This window comes from Gardnerella leopoldii (genome assembly GCF_003293675.1).
In the GTDB taxonomy this organism is placed as follows: Bacteria; Actinomycetota; Actinomycetes; order Actinomycetales; family Bifidobacteriaceae; genus Bifidobacterium; species Bifidobacterium leopoldii.
The window spans coordinates 1,364,093-1,390,155 of the sequence record NZ_CP029984.1; the positions used below are offsets into that span (position 1 = coordinate 1,364,093).

Below are 26,063 nucleotides of genomic sequence, written 5' to 3' on the forward strand. Positions count from 1 at the left end.
AATACTTTTAAGCGTCAATAAACCTTGCATCATGAGCATTTCTTTGAATAAAGAGTCTACGAGGCTCTACTTCATCGCCCATAAGCATAGAGAATGTTTCATCAGCTCGAGCAGCATCTTCAATATGAATTTGCTTCAAAATACGATGTTCAGGATCCATTGTTGTTTCCCACAACTCCTGATAACTCATCTCACCCAAGCCCTTGTATCGCTGAATACCTTCACCTTTAGGAAGTTGACGACCAGCAGCTTTACCTTCTGCCAAAACTCTGTCTCGCTCAGCATCCGTATAAACAAAGTCATGTGCTCCCTTGCTCCACTTCAAACGGTACAAAGGTGGCATAGCAACATAAACGTATCCTGCAGTAATCATAGGACGCATATAGCGGAAGAATAGTGTCAAATTCAAAGTAGCAATATGAGCGCCGTCGACATCAGCATCAGCCATAATAATGACTTTGTGATATCGAACCTTGCTTAAATCGAAGTCTTCTCCATAACCACCACCAACAGCAGTAATTAAGGATTCAATAGTTTCAGACTTCATCATTCTGTCAATTGAAGCGCGTTCAGTATTCAAAATCTTACCGCGCAAAGGCAAAATTGCTTGCGTAATAGGATCGCGACCTTGAATTGCTGAGCCACCTGCAGAATCACCCTCGACTATGAATAATTCACATTCCTCAGGATTACTTGACTGGCAATCCTTCAACTTATCTGGCATTCCAGCAGTTTCAAAAATAGACTTGCGACGAGTATTTTCGCGAGCTTTTTTAGCAGCAAGTCGAGCACGAGAAGCTTCTATAGCTTTTTGAATAATATTTTTTGCTTCATTTGGATGAGCATCAAACCAATCTCCAAGCTTTTCAGTCATAACTCTTTGTACAAAAGTCTTAGCTTCAGAATTTCCAAGCTTTGTTTTAGTCTGACCTTCAAACTGTGGAGTTGTAAGCTTTACTGAAACAACTGCTGTTAAGCCTTCGCGAACGTCATCACCAGAAAGATTAGTATCTTTCTCTTTTAAAATATTCTTTTCGCGAGCATAACGATTAACTAAAGTAGTAAGCGCTGCACGGAATCCTTCTTCGTGAGTACCGCCTTCAGTAGTTGAAATAGTATTAGCAAAAGTGTGAACTGCTTCAGAATAAGCAACAGTCCATTGCATAGCAATTTCCGCAGAAATACCAATTTCAAGATCTTCAGCCTCAAAGTCAATAACATCTGGCTCTACTGGAACAGCTTTTCGAGATTTAACTAAGTAATCAACATAGTCTTTAATACCATGCTCATACTGGTAGCTTACACTTCTATGCTTTTCTTCACTAGAAGATTCAGAATCACCTGCAACTTCATCTCCAGCTTCATCTGGCTTACGTAAATCAGTTAAAGAAATCTTCAAACCCTTATTTAAGAAAGCCATCTGTTGGAAGCGAGAACGCAAGGTTTCAAAATCATAAACTGTTGTTTCAAAAATTGTTCCGTCTGGCCAGAAAGTCACAGAAGTTCCAGTAGATTCTCCTTCTGCCATTGGCTCACCTTTTGCCAAAGGAGCAGTTGGATGCTGATCAACATAAGTTTGAGTCCAGTGGAATCCTTGACGACGAACCTCAATTTCTACACGAGTAGAAAGTGCATTAACAACAGAAATACCTACACCGTGTAAACCACCAGAAACAGCATAACCGCCGCCACCAAACTTACCGCCAGCGTGAAGCTTAGTCATAACTGTTTCAACACCAGAAACACCTTCGCCTGGCACTTCATCTACTGGGATACCTCGACCATCGTCGACAACACGAATAGCATTATCAGGCAAAATTGTTACTTCAATATGCGAAGCATATCCTGCCAAAGCTTCATCAACAGAATTATCAACAATCTCATAAACCAAATGATGCAATCCACGAGGACCAGTAGAACCAATATACATACCTGGTCTAATACGAACTGCCTCTAATCCTTCTAGAACGCGAAGGTCACTCGCATCATAATGTTCAGGAGCAAGTGAATCATCGAGTTGAGCATCATCAAGTTTATGCTCTTCGACGGCATTATCCATCGAATTATCTTCCGTGTTTGCCACTTTAGGTCCCTTCACAAATTGCCTCATATCAAAAGGCATTTATAGAGCCAACACATGCTAGAAAGCACATAAAAGGGGATTCTAGCGTTTTAGCCATAATACATGACATTCTACACACATACTATGACCTCTCTTCAGAAAGAGGCATTTTTACTATTTTTAAAAAAATATAATACTATTATTAAAATTTATTTCTTAAAAATCCTAATCCACTCGTTGTTGGACCAATAACTTTAATTTCTTTTATTTCAATATTTTCAAGGTTATTATTAATTTTTTCTTTTAATTGTGGAATTAAATAAGAAAGTTGAGTTGCCCAAACTGTTGATTGAGCACGAACAATAAGCACACCATTTACAACTTGACTTATTTCACAATGTTTTGCAATACTTTCCCCTACTACTTTATGCCAAGAAGAACGTAATTTTGCTATAGAAAGTTGACTATTCCAGTTACTTGTAGAAGCAAAATTTTTTAAAATACCACAGAATGATTTAGGATCTCTACCAGGTTTTCCAAAATTTTCCCAAGCTTGTTCTGCAATTTTTTCACGATTATTTTCGCGTTCAGCTTTTTTATTAATAGGATCAAAAATAATTGCAGGTAATTTTCGAGTATCAATTTTTAAAAGAATATTAACAGGAATCATTATTTTTCCTCCTGCTTATTTTTTCTTTGTTCTATTACATCAAGCAAAATATTATTATGCTCTTCACTGAAATTATTAATTTCATTATTTTTTTCTAATAGTTCTCCAATATTTATAAGATTTGTTTTTTTAATATATTCTTTATTAGGAATGTCGCTAAGAGAAGAAGTAGTAATAAAAACTTGACCTTGATTAAGTGCAAAATTTAATATTCTTATGCGCCTATTTTCATCAAGTTGTGCAAATACATCATCGAGAATAACAATAGGTTTATTATTATTTTTTTCTTCTAAGGCCTTGCATAATGCCATTTTTGAAGCTATTGCAATTGTCCAAGATTCACCATTCGAAGCAAAATCTTTAGCAGAAATATTATTAATAACAAAGTCAATATCATCACGATGAGGGCCAATAAGATTGCATCCTCTAGCTAGTTCTCCCTCATAAATACGTTGAAAATGCTCACTTATTTTAGAAAAAAGCTCGTTTTTATTTTCAACATTTTCCTCACTATTTTTTTCAAATAATACTTCTTCAAAAGAAGGAACATATATTATTCCCGTATTCTCTTCATTAGTAAAAGATTTAATTATATTTTTGAAATATTTATTAATAATTTGCACAGTTTCTTGTCGTGCTTTTGTTAAGTTAATACCACTTTCAATAAATTTACCAGTCCAAATTTCTAATCCGGATAATGAAACTGTCTGATTTTTGTATGAATAATCTCTAATATTTTTTAACAGTGCAGCACGCTGTTTAGAAATATGTTTAAATTCTTGCAATAGTTGCACATAATTTGGTACTAACAAAGATCCAGCTTGATCGATAAAAGTACGCCTAACATTAGGATCACCAATTATAAGAAATTGGTCTCTTGGAGTAAAAGAAACTATTGGCAATAATCCAATAATGTCTTTAACATATAATGCTTTACCAGAATTTATATGTGCTCTATTAGAACCTTTTAAGTAAAGGTCTATTTCATAAGTTGTTTTATCTAAATTACTTTCTAAAGATGAAATATTATTTAAATCAGTATTTGTTTCATCTTTTTTATAATTTATTTCGTTATTAATTGTATTTATTCTTATTATTGATTTTTCATAGCCCTTTTTAATAAGAGGCAATGTTGAAGATGTTCTGTGACTTATTCCAGTACCAGTAACTTCTAATGCTTCTACAATATTGGTTTTCCCTAAACCATTATTGCCATATATAACATTTATTCCAGGTTTAAAATCACAAATTATATGGTTCCAAGAACGAAATGTATCAAGGGCAATTCGCGAAATATACATTGCTTAATTACCCTTTCTTAATAGTTTTAAAAGAAAAATGCGATATTACATTGTACATCAAAAAATAATCTAAAATACAATGCAATATCGCAACAATATTAATTATTAAAACGCATAGGAACAAGCAAATAGCGATAATCTGTTGATTCATCACCATCTGATTCCTGCTGACCATTAAATTCAACAGGTTTTACAGCTGTTGCCATTTTCATATGAACAAATGGCTCTGGAATAGCTCCTAAACCTTCAAGTAAATAGTTTGGATTAAAGGCAACAGTTATGTCTTCTCCATCCATATCGATATCAAGTACTTCTTTTGCTTGTGATTCGTCAGCAGTACCAGCACTCAAAGTTAACTCCTGATTTGAAAAAATCATTCGAATAGGAGCATTTCTTTCGGCGACTAAAGATACTCGCTTAATTGCATTTATCAATAATTGTTTATTAATAATTGCGTGAATAGGATATTCATCTACAAATAGTCGATCTACAGAAGGGAATTCTCCATCAATTATTTGTGAAGTACTTGTACGACCGGAATTTTCAAAACCTAAAAGTGACTTATCTTCCTCGTTAAAATGAATAATAACATTTTGATGATCGTCAAGAGAATGAGCAATATCTCTTAGTAATGACCCACGAGTAAGAGTGGTTGAATGAATGTCATTATGTTCTGGTGTCCACTTAAAAGTAGATCTAGATAGACGGAATCTATCAGTAGAAGTCATAGTAACGGTGTCATCTTCAAATTGGATCCTAATTCCAGTTAAGACCGGTCTATTTTCTTCTCTAGATGTAGAAACAGATGCTTGGTTTACAGCTTGAATAAATGTTGGTGCATCAACCTGACCTAATTTATTAGGCAATTTAGGCAAATCAGGATATTCTCCAAGAGGCATAAGTTGCAGAGTAAATGTTGATTTTCCGGAAGTAATAGTCAAAGTATTATTTTCAGATTTTAGATAAGTTTTTTCTGCAGGAAGAGACTTAGTAATATCTGCCATCAATTTGCCTAGAATAAGTATGCTTCCCTCTTCGTCAACACCAGCTTCAATGTGATGGCAGCTAGAAATTTGATAGTTGAATGCAGAAAGTTGCAATGTGCCATTTGCTGCTTCAATCTTTAAGCCTGCAAGAATAGGGTTTGCAGGGCGTGCGTCAATTACGCGTGTAGTCCAAGCTACAGCATCAGCAAATGATGCAGAGTTGACTTCTACTTTCATGCTTCCTCTTTTCTGTAAAGTCTGCATTTATTCTACAGTATGATGTTGCCTATAAAAAATATTTTTAAATGATTACATTGCTTTTGCAATTGTTATTTTTCTTATTAAGTAAGTAATAAATAAAAGCAGTAATAAAGACTGTGTATATGTGGAAAAGTGGTTAAAAATCGCTTTTTAAAAGACTTATTAACAATTAAAAGATGTGGATAACGCAAGAACAACAATGTGGATAAGTAGGCAACTTATCCACAGCTTTTTCTATTTTTTAAAGTTTCCACATTTTTAAATGCCTTATAAACAACTTAATAACATTTTTAAGCGGCGTTTTCCACGAGTTATGCTCAGCTTTTACCCACATTTGTTATTAAGTATGTGGATAACTTTTTATAAACTTTTAAACATTTCTTCATAAATATGTGGAAAATAAGTTTACTTTCTACGCTCAACAGGATTTTGTTTTAAACGAACAGTTAATTCCATGACGTAGTTATAAATTTCTTGCTTTTCTTGCATCTCGCCACTTACTCGAGTATAAGCATGCATAACTGTAGTATGATCCCTACCGCCAAAAACTTCGCCAATATCAACCAAACTCATGCTTGTCATTTCTCTTGCAAGATACATTGCAATTTGACGAGCGAGTGCAACATTCTTTGTGCGCTGACGACCAACAAGTTCATCAAAAGTCATGTGGAAATACTGAGCTACTTGACTAATGATGTCAGTTGGTCTTACTTCAATATCTGTAGCAAAGAAATCTTGTAATGCTTGTTCAGCTAAAGCTTTACTAACAGGCTGATTACTTAAAGATGCTACAGCAGTAACGCGTGTCAATGCACCTTCAAGTTCACGAATATTTTCCGTAAAACGTTCAGCAATTAAATCAAGTACGTCACTTGGAACATTACAGTGATTCATTGATGCCATCATTCTCAGAATTGCAATACGCGTTTCCAAATCTGGCGGTTTAATATCAACCGTAAGACCTGATTCAAATCTGGAAATTAAGCGTGCTTCAAATCCCTTAAGATTTTTTGGCGCAACATCTGAAGCTATAACTATTCGCTTATTTGCTTGATATAAAGAATTAAAAGTATGGAAGAATTGTTCAAGTGTTGCTTCTTTTCCACCAAGGAACTGAATATCGTCAATAAGAAGAACATCTACTTCACGATATCGCCTATTAAAATCAGCAATTTGACCTTGACTTTGATTTGGTGTTTGAAGAGCTTCAATAAATTCATTAGTGAATTCCTCACTTGTTACATAACGAACTTTAAGTGAAGAATCTTTTACTAAAGCATAATTGCCAATTGCATTAAGCAAGTGAGTTTTGCCAAGACCGGAGCCACCATAAATACATAAAGGATTAAAATCTCTGCCGGAACCCTCTGCGACTGCCAAAGCTACAGTTCTTGCAAAACGATTTGAATCGCCAGGCACAAAAGTATCAAAAGTTGCACACGTATTTAAATGTGTAATTGCATCGCGTTGAACAGAGACAGGCATTTTTTGCTGTGCAGCCTGTTCAGTAGAAATATCAGTTTGTTGAAGAGTAGATATTCCAGTTGCATGATCAAAATCTGGTTGTACAGGAGATACATCATTAGCTGTAACTGATGGCAAATCATTAGATGCTGAAACTGAAATATTATCAACAGGTAAAACTGTATTATCAGTTACTGCTTTATTTAAAATCGTATTGTTCTGTGCTTGATGAGATAAAGAATTTGAAGGACTTTGTGCAGTTTTTTCCTGATATTCAGATTGAGGAACAATCCTAAAAGCAGGAAACATATCTTTACCAGTGCAAATCTTTAATGCTGTAAGTAGAGGAGAATTTAATTCATTTTGCAAAGCTTGTTGCGTTTCAGCATTAGATACACACAAAACAATGGTTGTACCAAAGATTGCTTCTGGTTTAACACCTTCAAACCAACCTTTATCGCGCGCAGTTAAAAGGGCATTATGCTGTAAAACAGTAAGCGTATTAGACCATACCAAAGCAGCTTGCGATGTAGGATCGCCTAATGTATCAGCCATTTCACCCCCCCCAAACTTGCATTTAGCGCATGTAATAATGCTGATTCTGTTTACGAGCGCACGTGTGTAATAAGTATCAGTAAGATATGTTTACTCTGACCCTACGAAGTTATCCACAGTCTAGCGTGTTGAAATTGTTTAATTGTGAATAACATGTGTGTAATTTGTGGATAAGTTTAAAGCTGAGATTTGGCTATTTTTCAACGATTCTGCGTGTATAATAAATTATGATAGAGATGTGAATAAATCATTTTTATTTATATCTGACTATGTTGATTCTTTAATAAGAAAATGTGGAGTTTTGAACATTGGTGAGGGGTAATAGTATTTTGGTATAGCTTGACTCATACGGGGCCATGCTTTTGCATGGCTGAATACAGGAGCATTAGTTATGAAGAGGACATTTCAGCCGAATAATCGTCGTCGTCACATGAAGCACGGCTTCCGCGTTCGCATGCGTACGCGTGCAGGTCGCGCAGTAATCAATCGTCGTCGTGCCAAGGGCCGCAAGTCACTGTCTGCCTGAGTTAAGGTAGCGTCGTAAGGCATGGAAAGGCTGAAAAGCCACCGTGATTTTGTTGCGGTGCTAAAAAAACGGCGCAAGGTGAGTTCCCGGGATATCGTCGCGCATTACATTATGCGTGACGATATAGCCGTGCAGAGCACACTTAACGAAGATAGAAGTGCAAGTTTAGATTATATTGCCACGGGTTTTGAAAGTGATACTCCCGCGGCATTTTCTGGTACCTTCTTACATGATCAAAAATTTGAACATGTAAAGAGGCTAGGTCTTGCTGTATCTAAATCAGTGGGGAAAGCTGTAGTTCGCAATAAGGTAAAAAGACGTCTACGAGTAATCGCAAAAAATTATGAATCTTTATTACCTGCAGGTTGTGATGTGGTGCTAAGAGCAAAACCTTCTGCAGCTCAATCTTCATTTGATTCATTACAATGCCAGATACAAAAGCTTTTTGGCAAAATTAGTGCAGATTTATGTTCTACACAAAATTGCAAAATGCATGAGAATAATCAGAATCAAGGATAATTGAAATATATTATTTTGAGTAAATGGTGGTTATTGTTATGCGTAGTAAAAAAAGTTTAAGCTCTAAGTTTGTAATTAGTGCAATTAGATGGTATCAGCGCACGATTTCTGCAAATAGACCAGCTTGCTGTAGATACTATCCTACGTGTTCGCGTTATGCTATTGAAGCAATTGCTAGATATGGCACGTTCAGAGGTGGTATTCTTGCATTATTACGCCTTCTACGCTGTAGACCTTGGACAAGCTGCAGTATTGATGATGTGCCACGCAAATATTCAATTTTTTACAGATGTGCTTGGTCTAAGGCACATGAAGAGCCACGGCTAACTCCCTTGGCTGAAGAAGACAAGGAAAACTAATGTTTAATCAAGATAACTTCATACTTGATAATGGATTCTTGGGATGGTTTTATAAAATCTTGACGCCAGTTGAGTGGCTTATGACTCAAATTATGTCATTATTCCACAAGTTATTAACTCTTCTTGGAATGAATGAAATTGGCTTTTCATGGGTTTTTTCCATCGTATTCTTGGTATTAGTTGTGCATGCGTGCATTTTCCCTGCATTTATTAAAAGCATTAAAGGCATGCGCAAAATGCAAGCTATTGCGCCTAAGGTTAAGAAAATACAGCAGAAATATAAAGGTAAAAATGACCCTGCAAGTAAAGAAGCTATGCAGCGTGAAATGATGAAGCTTTATCAAGATAACAAAGCTAATCCTGCTGGTTCGTGCTTGCCTATGATGATTCAGGGTCCTGCATTTATGAGTATTTGGTATACGCTTTCCGTTATTCCTTTTATTGCTCGTGGTAAGCATGCAGCTCTTGGTGCCTTTGATATTGCAACAGCACAGCAATTCGTTAAAACTCGCGTATTTGGGGTTGGTGTTGCAGATACTTTTATGACAACTGCTGGCGCAGGTAAAATTGTTATAGTTATATTTGTTGTACTTATGTGTGCTGCAATGTGGTACATGCAATTCAATAATATTCGTAAGAATCTTCCGCCTGAGTCTAAGCAGGGTAGCCAATATACTGTACAAAAGCTCATGATGTGGGGATTCCCGTTGATTTACGTTTTCTCTGCGTTTGCTATGCCGTTTGCAATGTTGGTTTACTGGTTAGTAAACAATGTTATAAATATGCTGCGTTCAATTTGGCAGGTTTATGCATTCCCAACTCCTGGATCTCCTGCAGCTGAAGAAAAAGAAAAGCGTGATTATCAAAAAGAAACTGCTCGGCGCGAGCGCGAAGGTTTGCCTTCTATTGAAGAAGAGAATCTTCAAAAAGCTCGTGAAGAAGCTGAGCGTAGAGAGATTGAGGGATTCCAACGCAAGCAGCCGCAACGTAAGCGTAAGGTGGCAAAGCGCTAATATTTAGATACATTTTGCGGATATATAAAGTCATTTTTATGACTTTAAAATAAGTTAGTAACTTGGCTTTATTATCCGCTAAACTAGACTTCAGAAATTTTTAAAACGTGAATTTTCTCACGATAAGGAGTAATTAATGGTACAAGATGAGAAGAGGACGGTTGATCAACTCAATGAAGAAGCTGATATTGCCGCAGATTATTTAGAAGGCTTACTCGATATTGCTGATTATGAGGGTGATATTGAGATGGGTGTGCGCAATAATCGCCCAATGATTCAGATTGTTGCAGATGATGACACTGATATTAAGAATTTAATTGGTCGCAATGGTGAGGTTGTCGATGCCTTGCAGCAATTGAGCCGTCTTGCTGTTCAGCAAAAAACCGGTGATCGTTCGCATCTTATAGTTGATGTAGATGGATTCTTAAAGCGTAAGCGCCAGCATTTGCGCGATATTGCGTTAGATGCTGTTGATGAGGTGCGTGAAACTGGTGAACCTGTGAATTTGAAGCCAATGAATTCTTTTGAACGCAAAGTTGTTCATGATACTGTACGTGACGAAGGTTTGCGTTCCCGTTCACATGGTGAAGAACCACACCGCTATGTAACTGTTTACATGCCTTCAGTTGCTTCTGAAGATGAAAATATTGACGAAATTGACGATGTAGACGGCGAATATTCTGAAGAATAATTAATTTTTATTTAATTGTTTCTTTTCAAAGGAAAAGAGAAATAAAATGAAAAGTAACACAATGAAACAAAAAATGTTTTGTTGTGTTACTTTTTATTTATTTTTTATTATATTTCTTTTATTTGTTTTGGGGAAAATATGGAAGCTAGTTTAGATAAAAAATATGAGGAAGATGCACAAAAAGTAGCGGACGAATTAGAAGGATCCCCATTGTTAAGTGAAGTTTTAGGTGAAGCATTAGAAAAGTGCAAGCTGTTTCACGTGAAACTTCAGCAAGAAGGATTAGTAAGAGGTCTTATCGGTCCTAGAGATATGAATATTCTTTGGGAAAGGCATATATTAAATTCTGCAGCAGTTGTTCCTTTTATTAAAGAAGCAGTAGTTGGTAGGAAAAATAAAAGAGTTGCAGACGTAGGTAGTGGCGGAGGTTTTCCTGGTCTAGTTTTAGCTGCGTGCTTACCTGATTATGACGTTACTTTGATTGAACCTATGGAGCGTCGTGTTGATTGGTTGTGTGAGTGCGTTGCTCTTATGAAATTAAAAAATGTTACTATATTTCACGGCAGATCAGATGAAGTTATTGACAAAATTAAGTCACATGAAATTCCAGCGTTTGATGTAGTAACATGCAGAGCCGTAGCTCCTATGACGAAATTAGCTGGATGGACTATTCCTCTATTGAATAAGCACGGGAAATTAATAGCATTAAAAGGTAAATCTGCTCAAGCAGAAGTAGAAAAAGCTGTAAAAATGATTCGAAAAGCTGGTGGCACAAATCCTCGCATTCTTGAAGCGCCAGTTGCATCTGGTTTGCAGCCGACTACAGTCGTATTAATCGATAAAGCCTAATTTTTTTAATTAAAATTTGTGTTTGCGCGAGTTATCGTTTAATGTGGCGCGAGTTTTGGGCTGGTGTTTGGCTGGCGGGTTTCTGAAGTGGCTGTGTGAGATAGGAATTACTAGCGCGACGACCTGCTTTCGCGCTCAGAGCGTAGCGCGCGAAAGCAACTCGGAGCGTGAGCTTGTTCAGACGGAAAGTCCAGTGGACTTTCCGTGCAAGCTCAGCCGAATGGCGATTAGCCATGAGGACAGCGCTCCGCTCTTATACCTTATTTGGACTTAGCGGTTGTGTAGTTAAGTTTAGTTTTTTACTTACTTTTTCTGCAAAAATAGTATTCGTCAATAAGATTATTACTATCGTTCCGCTTTTATATTGCTCGACAAGCAATTCCTATCTCCCATACGTTAATTCCAATCACAGTTGTTTTTGGTACGGTAGGAGTGCCTGGTATGGCGTGTGCAGCAGCAATGGCGCTAGTGTTCTTTAAGCAATAAATACTCAACGTCTGCAGAGCAATACTGTTAAAGCTCACTAAGCAACAAATAATCGCTGTTAGCAAAGCATTACTGCAAAGCTTCATGAACGTGCAAGATTTAATCAGTGCGAAAAATCGAAAAAATACGTAGTTAGTTATGGAATAAGGTGTTGATGTTTCATGTGAAACATCAAAAAAATTTGTGCTTTTTATGTCCATAGAAACGACGAAACTTAAAACACGATATTTTATTTTAAGAGTTTCGCATATTTAATTGGGGGTGATACATCGTGGAATCAGCTGCTGAAACGATTCAACGAATTTTTGGAGATTCGAAATCCTCCCTAGGTATTGAATTGGCAGATTTGACATCTCGTTTTCATTCCATTGAACAGGCGAAATATCCTAAGCCTAAGCAAACGCGTTTTATTGCTGTTGCTAATCAAAAAGGTGGAGTAGGAAAAACAAGTTCTGCTGTAAATCTTGCTGCAGCTATGGCTGTGAGTGGATCAAAAGTACTTCTTATTGATATGGATCCACAGGGGAATGCATCAACTGCATTAAATGCTCCTCATGCTTCTGGTAATTTGTCGGTTTACGATGTTCTTGAAGGGCGAAAAAGTATCGCTGAAGTAAAACATGCTTGTCCAGATATTGAGGGACTTGATGTTGTTCCAGCATCTATTGATTTAAGCGGTGCTGAATTAGAGCTTGCAGATATGGATAATCGTAATAATCTGTTAAAGGATGCCTTGCAAGAATATCTTGATAATAGCAGCGAACACTATGATTATGTTTTTATCGATTGTCCTCCGTCGCTTGGCTTATTAGTTATTAATGCAATGTGTGCAGCACGTGAAATGCTTATACCAATTCAAGCTGAGTATTATGCTCTTGAAGGTTTAGGACAGCTTATAAGAACTATTGGTTTGGTCCAGCAACATTACAATCCAATTTTAGTTGTTTCTACAATGCTTGTTACTATGTTTGACAAGCGAACTTTATTAGGCAGAGAGGTTTTCCAAGAAGTTAAAAAACATTATCCAAATATTGTGCTTGAGACTACGATCCCTCGTACTGTGAAAATACCTGAAGCGCCAAGTTTTAACCAAAGTGTTATTACTTATGATCCTCATGGATCAGGAGCGATTTCTTATCGCGAAGCTGCGTTAGAAATCGCGAAGAGATCTAAGACGGTATTATCTGTTATTACAGCAAAGCAAGATGCTAATCGACAAGAACAACAACAGGAGAATAAATAATGAGTGGAAATAAGTCTCGCCTGGGTAAAGGTTTAGGCGCTTTGTTCCCAGCTTTGCCTGGCGAGGATGCGCTTGCCGATGCGTCTAATAATTTGCAATTTAATGTTTCGCATGAAACAGAAAAATCCGAATCTGTGGATAGTCAATTAGAAAAACAAGCAAAAGTTTCACGTGAAACGTTACATAAAGATAATAATCAATCAAAAAATGTTTCACATGAAACAAAGGTCCCTAGTATGAGCAATTCAATTGCTCCTCATGTGGATAAGAATAATAACAAAATAAAGAATGTTTCACGTGAAACCGTGCCGTCAATTCATACTAACAAGCATTCTCACAAACGTTCAACTATGCCATCTCTTGGAGATGTCACTAGACCTATGGATTTCTTTTTTGGAGATTCAGCATCGACTACATTTATGTCATCTAAGACAAAAAATAATGAAGAAAATGCTTTTGGCGAAAAAAATAAAGCTGTTGAAAAATCGAATAAAACCGCAAAAAATGAGCCTTTGAAGCCAGTAAAAGGCGGATATTTAGCTTATCTTAAGCCGCTAGATATTGTTCCTAATGCGCATCAACCGCGAACAATTTTTGATGAAGATGAGCTGCGAGAACTTGCATCATCTATTAAAGAAGTTGGCGTTTTACAGCCTATAGTTGTGCGACCTATTGTTGATGCCGATAAAAATGATGAACAAATTGCACATTATGAACTTATTATGGGTGAAAGAAGATGGCGTGCTTCTCAGCTAGCTGAACTTGATACAGTTCCAGCGATTGTGCGCACAACTGCTGATGAAAATATGTTAAGAGATGCATTGCTTGAAAATCTTCATCGCGTTGCTCTTAATCCTCTTGAAGAAGCGGCAGCATATTCTCAGATGATAGATGATTTTGGTTTAACACAGATTCAGCTTTCTCAGTCTGTATCAAAATCACGTCCACAAATTGCTAATACTTTAAGACTTCTCAATCTTCCTGCTAGCGTGCAAAAACATGTCGCCTCAGGCGTGCTTTCTGCAGGTCACGCACGAGCACTACTTGGCTTGGAAAATCCAGAAGATATGGAAAGTCTAGCTAAGCGCATTATTGCAGAAGGATTGTCAGTTCGTAGTACTGAAGAGATTGTTTCGTTGAAGAATGAAGATACATCTCATGGAGCAGTACGTACGCGTGTGCGTCGCAATAATCAGTGGTCTTCTTCGCCTGTGCGCAAGCAGCTTGAGGAGCATTTTGCTACCAAAGTTTCTATTAAGGGCACAGAAAATCATGGTCGCATTGAAATCGTATTTTCTTCTCCTGAAGAAATGCAACGAATTATTGGTTTACTTGTTGATGGGAATGGTAAAAACTAGAACCAGATTTGAAGAGCATGTAGCACAAAATATAACAGTAAGTAAATTGCGCTAATATTCCTATCTCCGCAGTTTATGGACGGAATAAATTTATGCAACGAGTAATTGCATCTCTGTTAAGAACTATTAAGAAATAAATATCGGAGTGTGCAAATAAGTTGCTCAGTAGTAGCAACGTAATTAGGATGGCATGTATAAGAATAGCATGTGAAGTAAGTAAAATAGGAATATCAAATCCAATATTATGCATAATGCTTGATTTTTGATCGGTTCGTATATAGCCTAATGTTTAGTGTTATCCGATATTTAAAACAGATAACGCTCATTCGCATAAATGGTGAATAATATTTGCAAAAATGCATATATAGAAGAAAGGGAAAGATATGTTAAATAAGAAAGTTGCTAAAACTTTTGCTTTTAGTGTAAGCGTGGTTTGTGGGCTAGTTGTTTCTGGATTATTTGCATCCAGTGCTCATGCATGTGTTTTTGATGATGTTGATCATAGTGTTTATACCAATCCTTCTAGTTCTTACCTGAGTAGTTTAGACTCATTTGATAATCTTTATTCAGGTAAAAAGGTTTCAGTTGAATTATTGAACAAGTGTGATTATATGACTGGTGGGGATTGTGCTCCGCTTCCGCCTTATGCTTCTATTCTTGACGGTGTCGATTCTGATACCTATGTCAATCCTTCTTCTTATCACTTGGGTGATTTAGACTCATTTGATAATCTTTATTCAGGTAAAAAGGCTTCAGTTGAATTATTGAATATGGGTGATTATACAACTGGTGGGGATTACACTTCGCTTCCATCTTATGATTTTACTTTTGACGGTGTCAATCTCGATACTTATGCTAATCCTGGCAACACTAACATAGATGATGACATCAGATTGGATGAAGTAAATGCTTACGACACGATCAGCTCGGATTCAGAAATTGAAAATGAGTTGCTAGAGAAACATAAAGAATTAGCCGAGGCAAAGTTGAATGCTAAGATTGCTCTTCCTGTGCCAGGTTCTCAGCATAACTAAATGCTAACTAATATATCTATTAGATAAAATCGTTTTTCGGCTGAGCTTGTTTCACGTGAAACTTACTCAGCCGAAAATACTTTAATAATATTTTAATAATAAAATTTAGTAATTTAACAAATATAAAAGCTGGAGTTTATATTATGATGCTTAGCTATATTTTTCGTTGAGATAAGTTTGAGCATCAAGAGCTGCTCTGCATCCCATTCCTGCTGCAGAAATTGCTTGACGATACATGTTGTCGACAACATCTCCAGCAGCAAAAACGCCTTCAACAGAAGTGCGAGTAGTTGCGCCATCAACAACAATCGTTCCATCTTCATTAAGCTTTAATTGGCCGTTTAAGAACTTTGTTGCAGGAGTGTGACCAATTGCCACAAACAATCCGGCTGACTCAACTTCTTGAGTTTCTCCCGTAATAACATTGCGAACAGTAAGTGAAGTAGCTTCTACATCGTTGCCGTGCACTTCATCTACAACACTATTTGTAATAAATTTGATTTTTTCGTTCTCTTTTGCTCTGTCAACCATAATCTTTGAAGCGCGGAACTCATTTCTGCGGTGGATTAAAGTAACAGAAGAACCAAATCGCGTGAGGAATAATGCTTCTTCAAAAGCAGAATCTCCCCCACCAACTACAGTAATTGGTTTTCCTCGGAAGAAGAAGCCGTCGCAAGTTGCACAATAAGATACACCTCTGCCGGAGTACTCGAGTTCTCCCGGAACACCCAATTTGCGCACTTGCGAACCCGTAGAGACAATAACTGCGTCGGACCCATAAGTTATACCGTCATCGGTAGTAACGAGCTTTACAGCGCTCTTAAAGTCTACAGAAGTGACATCGTTCAACAATACTTCTGCGCCAAACTTTTCAGCTTGTTTTTGCATAGATTCCATTAAGTCAGGGCCTAAAATACCTTCTGGGAATCCTGGATAATTCTCTACTTCCGTTGTGTTCATCAATTGACCGCCTGGAGTAAGAGCTCCAGCAATAACAAGTGGTTTGTACCCAGCGCGACCCAAATATATTGCAGCAGTGTATCCTGCAGGTCCGGATCCAATTATGATAACTTTTCGAAGTTTATTTTCCATTACTTATTTCCTTAAAAGCACTTATTATAAGAGATTCAGTACAGTTTTACAGAATTGATGTACAAACTGTTCTTAGGCATGCTATCTTTTGGAACCCATAGCATGAAATCTTGAGATTTTACAATCTTCTTAAGTTTTACATCTGTTGTTCCACTTTCGTCGAATGTAAATTCTGCTACTTGAGTTCCCTTAGTTGGATCATCTTTAGTATCTGCCAACAAATATGCATGACCTCCAGAGGAACGTATCGAAACAACGAAGCGATACACAGTTTGTGGTTCGGTTAAGTGAATATAGTATCCATATCCAGCTTGATTAGCCGGGAAGCTTAAGAATTGATAACGATCAGCTTCGTAAGCAACGTTATTAGTAGGAATTTTAGGCTTAGGCACAGGTTTTACTTGCTTACGACCCATATTTTTCTTAGCAGGTTGTTTTTCTTGAGGAAGAATACCTTGGCTGCCAAACGGAACATTTTCTAGACTAGTGCTATCCCATGAGCCGTTGTTTCCGAAGCTATCTGTGCTTTCATGATTTCCAAATAAACCATGTAATGCCAAAGCTAATCCAGCTACAAGGAGTAACGAAACAGCACCGATAGCAATAACTTTGGTTGAAAGACCCCACCAAATTTTAGCATCTGCAATAGTGTTGTTATTTTGTGTATTCTGCTTTTGTTTGTGCAAAGTAGCAGCTTGTTCCAGAGGCTGGAAGCTTGGCGGCAAAGAAGGTGCTCCATTTTCTTGGATATCGTCGTTTTGGTCACTGTTTATTTCGTCTCTAAGTGCTCTTGCTGATTCCTCTCCAGGAGCTACAAATCTTCCGTGAGAATCAACAACAGGAACGCGACCAGTAGATTCGCCTTCTGAAGTTAAGTTTTGTGGTCTTGACATTAATTCTGTGTGCTGATTATTTTCAGTAAGAAGATGCCCAAAATCAAAACTACTAACTACGCCTGTTTCGTTAATAGTATTTTTGGAAGTTTGATTTCTTGTATTTTCAGCGTGATCAAAAATATTTTTAGACGTAGCAGTATCAGGAAAATGTTTATATGAAGCAGACAATGTTGGGAAAAGAGCATCGTCTGTATCAAGTTCTGTAGGAGCGAGAATGCTAGCCATTTCTGCTGCTGCAATATCATGAAAATCTATATCTGTATTAGTGTTAGTTTCGTCACTAAAACTATTGTTACCAATGCCTTCAGAATCTGAGTTAGTGTTGCTTCTTTTAAGAAGAGATCCTAATGTTCTCCCAGCATTTTTGAAACTATTACTTAATTTAGCGGATCCATTTGTATTGTTTGAAATAGTGTTGGCTGAATTAGTTGAAGAAAAATCGTTAGAATCCTGATTATTTCTTTGCATTAATTGTGCATCAAATTCTTCTTCACTTTGTGAAAGACCTTCAGGCAAAGGTAATATAAAATCATCTTTTGCTTCGCGAAGTCGAACATTGCTAATAGAAGCAGCACTTGTTTTACCATCAAGCACAATATCTTTTGTTGTGAGCTTCGATAAAGGCGTATATGAACCTAATAATGCTACTAATTCTGCAATAGACGCCATAGGTATTACGTTGTTATTTTTATTTGGAGCTAGGCTTCTTGTGCAAATCATCCTAAATTCTGAAGGAGTATTATCTGGCAGAAGAGACGCATCAAAACGAGCTTGTATTCGAGAAGAAGTTTTAGTAATCAAAGTGTATAACAATGACGCAAGTTGCTTAGTTGCAATATGTTCAACATTTTGCCTTGGAATTTGATCATCATCTTTTTGAGTCACATCTTCCAAAAGAGGACTTACTGGAGTATCTGCTAACTCAATTCCTGAAGAACTTATGCGAACAGTGTCACTAGAAACAGCGTGGTGAGTGATATTGCTAGCAAGTAATCTGCTTAAAGCTTGTGCAGTTTCTGCAACAATAGTTCTTATTGCTTCGTAGCTTAAAGGTGCTTTTTTAAGAGCCAAATAATCATTGATAGTAATACCGCGATCTAAAGCTGTAACAATAATTGCAACAGAATCATGATGCCGTAATTGAAGTACTTGCGTAAACTTGCGGCTATGCGATAAAGCCAAGGTTGATGCAATTGTATTTACTTGCGGCAAAAAACGTGAATCTCGTACAATAAAAAGCTGGCAATCCTGCGTAAGTATGCGGTCATTGGCTTGCCATACTTGCAAGCCTGCTTCGTTGCGCAAAAGCGATACTAATACGTATCGATTTAGTACAATATCTCCTAACCGAGGTTCCATTTGTTCCTCATCTTCCTACGCATGTGCAATAAGTAACTTAACATTTTTTACTAACACATAATTGTACTGGTGAGCCGTCATGTTATGTACAGCATTTTGCTGTTATTGAAATAATTTCCCAAATAATCACATATTTTAAGGAAAAGCTCAATATGAAACTACGCTCTTAGAAGTTTTTGCTGTTAGAAGAATCATGATATTTTGCATCGGATTGTATTCTACGCGGAATTCTAAGATTTTTCTGTTCGTGCTGTGATTGACTTTTTGCAGTTTCTTCAAAAATTTTAGCAAGAGGAGCAAGAGCAGGAATCTTTTGGGCAAGCTTACTAATTATTGGAGCAGACAAATCTACAAGTTCTCTGGTCCTCAAAAGTAAGAGTGCTGACAGATAAACAACAGCAATAATAATTGTTGTTATTGCGCAAATAAGTATTGCGTATACCCACCTTAATACTCCATGCATATGTGGGGAATTGAAGTTTAAAACATGCAATAGCGGTTTACTCACTAAGAAACCAACAACAATAGATACTATTGAAGCAATAATAATTTTTATATGCGTAATTATAAGATTTCGATCATCTAAGTCATTGTTGAAACGATTTCGAAGCATATGAACAAGTGATGGGAAAGTCAAGAAGTAGCTTATTGAAACTGATGAGCCTAAAGCTGTAACCCAATAAGTAGGTGACAGTACATTAATGCAACCGATAAAAGCGAAAAGCTCAGTAAAAAGTTGCGCTGCTGCGAAAATAAAAGGACTTTTACCGTCTTCAAAAGCAAAGAATGTGCGTTGAATAATCAAATAGCTACTAGTTAAAGGCAAGCCAAAAGCTAGCATCATTAGAGGTGCGGACATAAGGTTTGCTTCTTGAACACTTATTGATGGTATTAAAGCTAACGAAATAGGTGTTGGAATAACAATAAAAATGACTGTAAAGAAGCACATAATTATGCTTACATGCCTGAGTGCTTCACTTAAGTCATTGCGCGCGCTATGTAAATCGTGAGATGCAATAGAGCGTGAAATTTTAGGGAAAATTGCTGTTGCAACAGATACTGCAACTAAAGAGTATGGCAATAGGAACATTGTGTAAGCGTTTTGATAAGTAGCATTACCTGCTACTTCAAACTGATCTAATCCTAAACGTTTTTCAGCAACAAATGGGACGCTTGTTGTTATATGCGTAGTAATCATTACAACTATTTGTGTAACAATAACAATGCCCATGCTCCATGCAGCAACAGGGCCCATTGATCTTAAACCGATATCTCGTATACCAAAACTTGGCTTGTAGTGTATTCCGCATTTTATAAGAGGTAGGAATAACACTAAAGCTTGTGCTGCTACGCCGATAGTCCAGAATCCTGCAGTGAGCAAAAGAGTATTGCCATTCCAAAAACTTAGTGGCATCCTATTTGCTTTACCAAAGATGATGATAAAAACGCCAAAGCCTAGGCAACTAATAATATTTGCTGCAACTGAACTCCACGCGTACATGGCAAAATGCTCTTTTGCTGCCAAAACTTGCCCAAGTACTGTATAAATACCGTAAAAGAAAATTTGAGGCATGCACCATAAAGTAAATGAACAAGTTAATGTTTGCATTTCGGCGCTTCCGCCGGCGTATAGCATAGTGAGCACAGGCGTTGCTATAGACATAAGAACTGTTAGCGCGAGAAGCAGAAGAATTGCAAATGTAATAAGTTTATTTAAGCGTTCCTCGGCATTTTTCTTTTCGAGAGTGCGAACAATTTGCGGTACTAATACAGCGTTGAAAATTCCACCTGAAACAAGCGTATATATTAGCTGTGGAATCATAGATCCAGCTTGATATGCGTTTGCTGCCAAACCTGTTGTTCCAAGGGCTGCTGCTAATAAGATAGTACGTATTTGACCTGTAATGCGTGATGCGGCTGTTCCGCTAGCCATAATTACAGAATTTCGACCTACTGAACTCATTCGTCTGGATCCTTCTTACGGTGGAATTGCCTCCAAAGGCCAAGAAGACCAAGAATGAAAGCAAATACTATAATAATCGTACCGCTTTTATCACTAATTTGCAGTGTACTAGTAATAAGTGTGCTCTGTTCTTTTGCAAATACGCGATGCTGATTGTCTTCAAGCACAAAAGTAGCTTTTGTGTGAATTGATGTAGTAATTCTCAACGGTAAAGTTACTTGAGTTTCGCTATTAGCTGGAATTTTTACTAAAGTTTTACGGCGTGTAACAATTTCCATAGCATGAGTATTTGCAGATAAATACACTTGCACAGGGTAAGAGTATGTGTTGCTTATCGTAATAGGCATGCTTGCTGTTTCGCTTACGGCAGTAATATCATGCGGTGGGATTATGCGAATGCCATTCATCAGTGTATTTGCAAAAGTCTTAGCAGTATTTTTACTTATACAAGACTTGTTATTTTTCTTGCTGTGTGCAGTAGTTTTAGCTGAATTTTGCTGCTTGATTGTATTATTGGTAAATTCATGCAACGAAATATCGTCGTATAAGCGTAATAGATACTTTTCTAAGTCTTTTATGCTAATAAGTTTTTTTGTTTTGGCTGTTTGCTTTGCAAGTGCTTGAGCGTCACCTTCAGTATTATGAGGATGCTTAGCGGCACTATAGTCGAGAATATTCTTAGTAAAACGTAAAACGTCTTTCCTTGAATGTGACAAATCGTTTAGGCAAGAGCGTCTTGTTTTAGTAATATTCGCGCTTATAGAGCTGTTGCGAGATATTTCACGCATTATGGAATTTTTCTTCCAGTCAGGCAAGGCATTTTGCTTCGTATTTGCCATTGTTTGCAAGTCGCTTAACGACAGCCAAGGAGATTGTTCTAATGCGTTCATAACAGCATCAATATTTGAATTAGATGCATTATTCGAAAAAGTAATAAGAATATGCCTATCAACATACGGCTGTTCCATTTGGTAGAACGCGCTTTGTGCCACTAAACGATTAATGCGCCCAGCCTGAGTTCGTTCGCTTGTTGCGTTATCGCTTGTAGGCTTTCCATTTGCTAGAAGAGTAAGCACTGATTGAGGTGACAAAACTCGCACATTCCCTGCAGGCGTATCTATATCGTATATGCCATTTCTAACAGCAAACTGTGAAGCATTATTGTCAAATTCGTCTGTTGCAATAACAGTTTCATATCCATTACGTTTTGCTTGCTCTAGTGCATGAATAGTCCACTTGCCATATGTTTGCCATGCATAAGCTTTATTTAAATTATGATTAGCTGAGTCGGTTTGTTTTGAATTATTTGCTTTAGTAATATTTTTCTGCGATTGCGAATTTTTTGCAGACCATTTTTCTTTAGTAATTCCTGCCGATTTATACAAATCGTCATTATTGTCATCTGCATAAGCACTGATATCAAAACCAGATTGTTGCATATAAGCGCTTGGTTTGAGTGTTAAATGCGATGCTTGTATTGTGCTTAAATCTGCGATTGTTTGTAATTTTGAGTGTTTATTTGCTAAATCAGCTTTCCCAATAATGTTGTGAATACTATCTTTGTCGGCTCTAAGTAGCGTTTCTAAATGATCGCTAGGCTGAATGTTATTAGTTTTAAAATTGCGTAAATCGTTTTGTGTACGAATTAATATTGGCATAAGCGCAGTAAGTTTCATCGCTGGTAAGCTAGCTGAGTGCATGCCAATATTTGCTCTTGTCAAAAAAGAATGTATCGATTTGTATTTTGAATAATTTTGTGAGAAATACGTAATTTTTAGTGGTTTTGGACCCCAATTCAGGATGGAACGTAATTCTTGTTTATCTGCGGGTATGTTAAAGCTAAGAGTGCACGTGTGACCGGAAGCTAAACTTGGAGTTTTTACGGAATCTAAAATTTGAGGAGTTGGTATAAGAGATTCCTCTTGCGACCAATTTTGCACGTCCGTGCGCGAAACAAAAGTGTAATTGGAATTTATAGAAAGTTGTAAAGTGCCTTCTGGAAGTGCCGTTTTTACGGCTTTTAGTGTTGCAGTAAGGTGGTATCCGCTTTTATCTGTTACTACAGGCGTTGCTTGAGTTATATCTATTTCAATGCCCTTGCTATGCGGATTCTCATACGTAGATTGTTTTTTATTTTGCCTTGTAGAAGTTTTGTCAGATAAATCTGCTTTTTTCGTGTTTGCATATGCATAATTTACTAATCCTGCATATTTTGCTGTTGGAAAAGCAAAAATCGTTGCAAATACTACGAATAATATAAAAATAAAACGTGCAGAAATTAAGCAAGTCTGTAACGTAATTCGTAATAAAGAAAATACGTATGAAAGTGATTTCTGCTTTAGAGCAGTAGACGCATTTGTGGTCTGATGTTTACGCGTGAGTTTCTTCACTGTTAGACCGCCTATGTGCTTTTTTGGCATAAAGCCATGCAATTTTACGTTCATTTGGATAGCTTAATATTGCATTAAGTTCTTTAAAATTCACCCATATCGCATCTTCTGCTTCGTGATCAGGATCTCCTAATACAGATAAGTCGCCACTTACATAACGTAACGCAAAATGGTGCACTAGCTTGTGTACTCTATGCGTTGTGCCTGTAAACCAATAGTCGATTGTGGCAATCGAATCTACTACTTCGCCAACTATACCCGTTTCCTCATGAATTTCGCGAACTGCTGTTTCTTGAGGTGTTTCACCTTTTTCTATATGTCCTTTTGGTAGACACCATTCAAGGTGTCCGCTTCTCGAATGACGAGCAATAATTGCGACACGCCCAAGAGAGTCAAATACTAAACCGCCTGCGGAATATTCTCGAATAATTGGCAAGTCTTGCGCATCTAAAGAAGCAAAAGTTGTAGGAGTATCTGCCTGTCTACGTGGTGGCATAAGTGCTGGAGATACGCCTGAGAAAGAAGATGTTTTTTGAAGATTATCTTCCGGCGATTCTGAGTCTTGCGCAGTGTTGTTATCCTTAGAAAACAGCGGAATATCAACAACATTTTGTTCTTCACAACTGTCTTGCTGGCAAGACTTTTTTCTATGCATTTTAGCTAAATCAAGTGGCGTAATAACAGGAGCAGCTTGATTTTGGGCATGATTATCCGCAAGCTTGGCGAGCGTACGTCGTAAGTCTGCAGGAGTAATCATATAGTCAACATTACTCAATCCGCTGTGCATTGGGGTAACGGTATGCTGGAATATAGATTGATTTTTGCTGAAAGGGTGTCGGTAAGGGTGACTGAGAACTTCGAAGTTTGGCCTGAAGCTATAGAGTTGGGGCGACTTTTTGCTGAGCGTCATTATGAACTTGCATTAGTTGGTGGTCCTGTGAGAGATATGCTACTGCATCGCGTGTCGCATGATCTTGATTTTTGTACATCAGCTCGACCTGAAGAGTTTGAACATATTTTGCGTCGCTGGGGACATGATGGTTTTTGGGATATGGGTCGTAAATTTGGCACGTTGGGAGCTATGCGTCGGCGTGCTGATGGTACAGAAGTAAAAGTTGAAATTACTACATATCGTTCTGATGTGTACGATCCAGATTCTCGTAAACCTGAAGTGCAATATGGCGATACTTTAGAAGGTGATCTTTCTAGGCGTGATTTTACTGTCAACGCAATGGCGTTGCGCGTGCCAGATTTAGAGTTTGTGGATCCTTTTGGCGGTGCTAGTGATTTAGCTAAAGGCGTGTTGCGAACCCCGGTTGATCCTCGTCAATCTTTTGATGACGATCCTTTGCGTATGATGCGTGCAATTCGTTTTGTTGCGCAACTTGGGTTTAGTATCGAAGCAAATACTGCTGAAGCGATTGTAGACATGGCAGATAGGTTAGATATTGTTTCTGCTGAAAGAATTCGCGACGAAATTACTAAAATGTTACTTTCGGACAGACCTCGTAAAGGATTAGAAGCTCTTGTTGAATCTGGTATAGCTCAGCGTGTTCTTCCGGAAATTCCAGCTTTACAGCTTGAAATTGACGAGCATCATCGTCATAAGGACGTTTTTGAACACACAATGATGGTTCTTGAGCGCGCTATAGCTTTGGAAACAGATCAAGAAGGTCCAGTGCCGTCTCCAGATTTAACATTGCGCCTAGCTGCTTTATTGCATGACATTGGGAAGCCAAAAACTCGAAAATTTGAAGATGGAGGGAAAGTTAGTTTCCACCACCATGATGTTGTTGGCGCAAAAATGACTCGTAAACGTTTGAAAGCACTGCATTTTGATCATCATCTTATCGACGATGTTACTGAATTAGTGAATTTGCATTTGCGTTTTCATGGGTATGTTGATGAACCGTGGACTGATTCTGCAGTTCGTCGTTACGTAAAAGATTCAGGCCATCTGTATGAGCGGTTGAATCGACTTACTAGAGCAGATGCAACCACTCAGAATCGTCGCAAATCGTTAATGTTTGAGCATGCGATGGACGAGATGGAAGAGCGCGTAAAAGAGCTTAAAAAGCAGGAAGATTTTAACGCTATTAGACCTGATGTAGACGGTAATGAAATAATGCAATTATTGCATTTGCAACCAGGTCCAATAGTTGGTGAGGCTTATAAGCATATGCTTGATTACCGTCTCGATAATGGTCCGGTAGACCATGATATTGCTGTAGAAGAATTACAGCGATGGTATGAGGAAACGTACAAAAAGTAAAAGTTTCTTCACTTAAATAAAAGAGTAGCAGTAAAATATTTTATACTGCTACTCTTTTTTATCTAACTTCCTTATGCTGATCTGCCTTAGGAATGTTTTTCATAAGGTCAGCTCTTATACATCCTTGCACTTCATGTATTGCTGCGCCTGCTGCTGGAACATCTACTTTAGGGCGAAGATTATTAAAAGTAGAGCCAAGCACAATATCGACGAGCTTATCTTTTCTATCATCCATTCGCATAATTGCATCGGTAAAATTAGCGTTTACTGTATAAGCTTCATTAATAGCGTTTTTTCCAAAGTAAATGATTGTTCGTTTAATATTACTTGATTTGTTATTGTTAACCTCTGTTAAGTTAAATCCACGAGCGTTTAAAGCTTCGCCAACAGCGCGAGCAAAACCGCGGAACTTTGTGCCGTTTAGAACTCTGATTGCTACAGCTCTATTATCTACGTAAGGGGCTTTGGCTCCTTCTTTTCCTATTATTGCGCATGGAGCTGGAACACCATAATTTGGGTTATCTTTTGGAGCACGCACAGAATTTATACCAAAAGCGTGGAATTGCACAAGTAAAGCAAATATAAAGGTGACGCCTAGGCCTACGCCCACTGTGGTGAGTACAGATCTTTTTCTTTGATACATGAAAGCTTTACGAGCAATACGTTCGTCGTATTCTTGCGTCATGTTCACTTCCGATCTGTGGTTTGTAACTT

The 26,063-nt window shown here is 37.5% G+C and carries 21 protein-coding genes; 10 read left to right on the forward strand and 11 right to left on the reverse strand.

Annotated features, from left to right (window positions below; genetic code table 11):
- Positions 1–7 precede the first annotated feature (7 nt).
- The 5 genes from gyrB to dnaA form a co-directional block, all read right to left on the reverse strand.
- Positions 8–2,083, reverse strand: a complete 2,076-nt coding sequence (gene gyrB / locus DOD25_RS05475; protein WP_004106076.1) for a DNA topoisomerase (ATP-hydrolyzing) subunit B — start codon at positions 2,081–2,083, stop codon at positions 8–10.
- Between the two features lie 181 nt (positions 2,084–2,264).
- Positions 2,265–2,732 (reverse strand): DUF721 domain-containing protein, encoded by a 468-nt coding sequence (locus tag DOD25_RS05480; RefSeq protein WP_004106074.1) that lies wholly within the window; start codon positions 2,730–2,732, stop codon positions 2,265–2,267.
- Positions 2,732–4,033, reverse strand: a complete 1,302-nt coding sequence (gene recF, locus DOD25_RS05485; protein WP_004119711.1) for a DNA replication/repair protein RecF — start codon at positions 4,031–4,033, stop codon at positions 2,732–2,734. The genes DOD25_RS05480 and recF overlap by 1 nt, the downstream gene beginning before the upstream one ends.
- 98 nt (positions 4,034–4,131) lie before the next feature.
- A complete protein-coding gene (gene dnaN / locus DOD25_RS05490; RefSeq protein ID WP_004106071.1) occupies positions 4,132–5,256 on the reverse strand; it encodes a DNA polymerase III subunit beta in 1,125 nt (374 codons plus the stop codon).
- A 429-nt stretch (positions 5,257–5,685) separates the two neighbouring features.
- Positions 5,686–7,299 carry a chromosomal replication initiator protein DnaA gene (gene dnaA / locus DOD25_RS05495; RefSeq protein ID WP_004106068.1) on the reverse strand — a complete coding sequence of 538 codons (1,614 nt, stop codon included), beginning with the start codon at positions 7,297–7,299 and terminating at the stop codon, positions 5,686–5,688.
- A 391-nt stretch (positions 7,300–7,690) separates the two neighbouring features.
- Here dnaA and rpmH point away from each other — a divergent pair, with 391 nt between their 5' ends.
- The 9 genes from rpmH (at position 7,691) to DOD25_RS05550 (ending at position 15,377) form a co-directional block, all read left to right on the forward strand.
- Positions 7,691–7,825, forward strand: a complete 135-nt coding sequence (gene rpmH / locus DOD25_RS05500; RefSeq protein WP_004106067.1) for a 50S ribosomal protein L34 — start codon at positions 7,691–7,693, stop codon at positions 7,823–7,825.
- Positions 7,826–7,846: 21 nt separating this feature from the next.
- Positions 7,847–8,344, forward strand: coding sequence for a ribonuclease P protein component (gene rnpA / locus DOD25_RS05505; RefSeq protein ID WP_004119708.1), 498 nt, complete (start codon positions 7,847–7,849; stop codon positions 8,342–8,344).
- A gap of 38 nt (positions 8,345–8,382) precedes the next feature.
- Positions 8,383–8,703, forward strand: a complete 321-nt coding sequence (yidD, locus tag DOD25_RS05510) for a membrane protein insertion efficiency factor YidD (RefSeq protein WP_004119706.1) — start codon at positions 8,383–8,385, stop codon at positions 8,701–8,703.
- Complete coding sequence (yidC, locus tag DOD25_RS05515) at positions 8,703–9,716, forward strand: membrane protein insertase YidC (RefSeq protein WP_004106059.1); 1,014 nt, start codon at positions 8,703–8,705, stop codon at positions 9,714–9,716. The genes yidD and yidC overlap by 1 nt, the downstream gene beginning before the upstream one ends.
- Before the next feature lie 136 nt (positions 9,717–9,852).
- Positions 9,853–10,407 carry a Jag family protein gene (locus DOD25_RS05520; protein WP_004106048.1) on the forward strand — a complete coding sequence of 185 codons (555 nt, stop codon included), beginning with the start codon at positions 9,853–9,855 and terminating at the stop codon, positions 10,405–10,407.
- A 138-nt stretch (positions 10,408–10,545) separates the two neighbouring features.
- Positions 10,546–11,256: a 16S rRNA (guanine(527)-N(7))-methyltransferase RsmG gene (gene rsmG / locus DOD25_RS05525; protein ID WP_004119703.1), complete on the forward strand. Its 711-nt coding sequence runs from the start codon at positions 10,546–10,548 to the stop codon at positions 11,254–11,256.
- 757 nt (positions 11,257–12,013) lie between these two features.
- Positions 12,014–12,985 (forward strand): ParA family protein, encoded by a 972-nt coding sequence (locus tag DOD25_RS05540; RefSeq protein ID WP_064340687.1) that lies wholly within the window; start codon positions 12,014–12,016, stop codon positions 12,983–12,985.
- Positions 12,985–14,343, forward strand: a complete 1,359-nt coding sequence (locus DOD25_RS05545) for a ParB/RepB/Spo0J family partition protein (protein ID WP_004106045.1) — start codon at positions 12,985–12,987, stop codon at positions 14,341–14,343. Before DOD25_RS05540 ends, DOD25_RS05545 begins: the two co-directional genes overlap by 1 nt.
- A 383-nt stretch (positions 14,344–14,726) precedes the next feature.
- Entirely contained in the window at positions 14,727–15,377 is a 651-nt protein-coding gene (locus tag DOD25_RS05550) for a hypothetical protein (RefSeq protein WP_112928835.1), read from the forward strand.
- Between the two features lie 150 nt (positions 15,378–15,527).
- Here DOD25_RS05550 and trxB read toward each other — a convergent pair whose 3' ends face one another.
- The 5 genes from trxB to DOD25_RS05575 all read right to left on the reverse strand — a co-directional run bounded on the left by trxB (position 15,528) and on the right by DOD25_RS05575 (position 23,834).
- Positions 15,528–16,469, reverse strand: a complete 942-nt coding sequence (gene trxB, locus DOD25_RS05555; RefSeq protein ID WP_064340308.1) for a thioredoxin-disulfide reductase — start codon at positions 16,467–16,469, stop codon at positions 15,528–15,530.
- A gap of 35 nt (positions 16,470–16,504) precedes the next feature.
- On the reverse strand, positions 16,505–18,724 hold the full coding sequence (locus tag DOD25_RS05560; protein ID WP_004105807.1) for a protein kinase family protein: 2,220 nt from the start codon (positions 18,722–18,724) through the stop codon (positions 16,505–16,507).
- A gap of 166 nt (positions 18,725–18,890) precedes the next feature.
- Complete coding sequence (gene murJ / locus DOD25_RS05565) at positions 18,891–20,687, reverse strand: murein biosynthesis integral membrane protein MurJ (protein ID WP_101892174.1); 1,797 nt, start codon at positions 20,685–20,687, stop codon at positions 18,891–18,893.
- Positions 20,684–23,107, reverse strand: a complete 2,424-nt coding sequence (locus tag DOD25_RS05570) for a DUF6049 family protein (RefSeq protein ID WP_004105811.1) — start codon at positions 23,105–23,107, stop codon at positions 20,684–20,686. The genes murJ and DOD25_RS05570 overlap by 4 nt, the downstream gene beginning before the upstream one ends.
- Positions 23,058–23,834 carry an NUDIX hydrolase gene (locus DOD25_RS05575; RefSeq protein ID WP_112928836.1) on the reverse strand — a complete coding sequence of 259 codons (777 nt, stop codon included), beginning with the start codon at positions 23,832–23,834 and terminating at the stop codon, positions 23,058–23,060. Before DOD25_RS05575 ends, DOD25_RS05570 begins: the two co-directional genes overlap by 50 nt.
- Positions 23,835–23,876: 42 nt before the next feature.
- Here DOD25_RS05575 and DOD25_RS05580 point away from each other — a divergent pair, with 42 nt between their 5' ends.
- Positions 23,877–25,349: a CCA tRNA nucleotidyltransferase gene (locus tag DOD25_RS05580; RefSeq protein ID WP_064340310.1), complete on the forward strand. Its 1,473-nt coding sequence runs from the start codon at positions 23,877–23,879 to the stop codon at positions 25,347–25,349.
- Between the two features lie 58 nt (positions 25,350–25,407).
- Here the strand turns inward: DOD25_RS05580 and DOD25_RS05585 are convergent, their stop codons facing one another.
- A complete protein-coding gene (locus tag DOD25_RS05585; protein WP_004105817.1) occupies positions 25,408–26,034 on the reverse strand; it encodes a LytR C-terminal domain-containing protein in 627 nt (208 codons plus the stop codon).
- Positions 26,035–26,063: the final 29 nt, after the last annotated feature.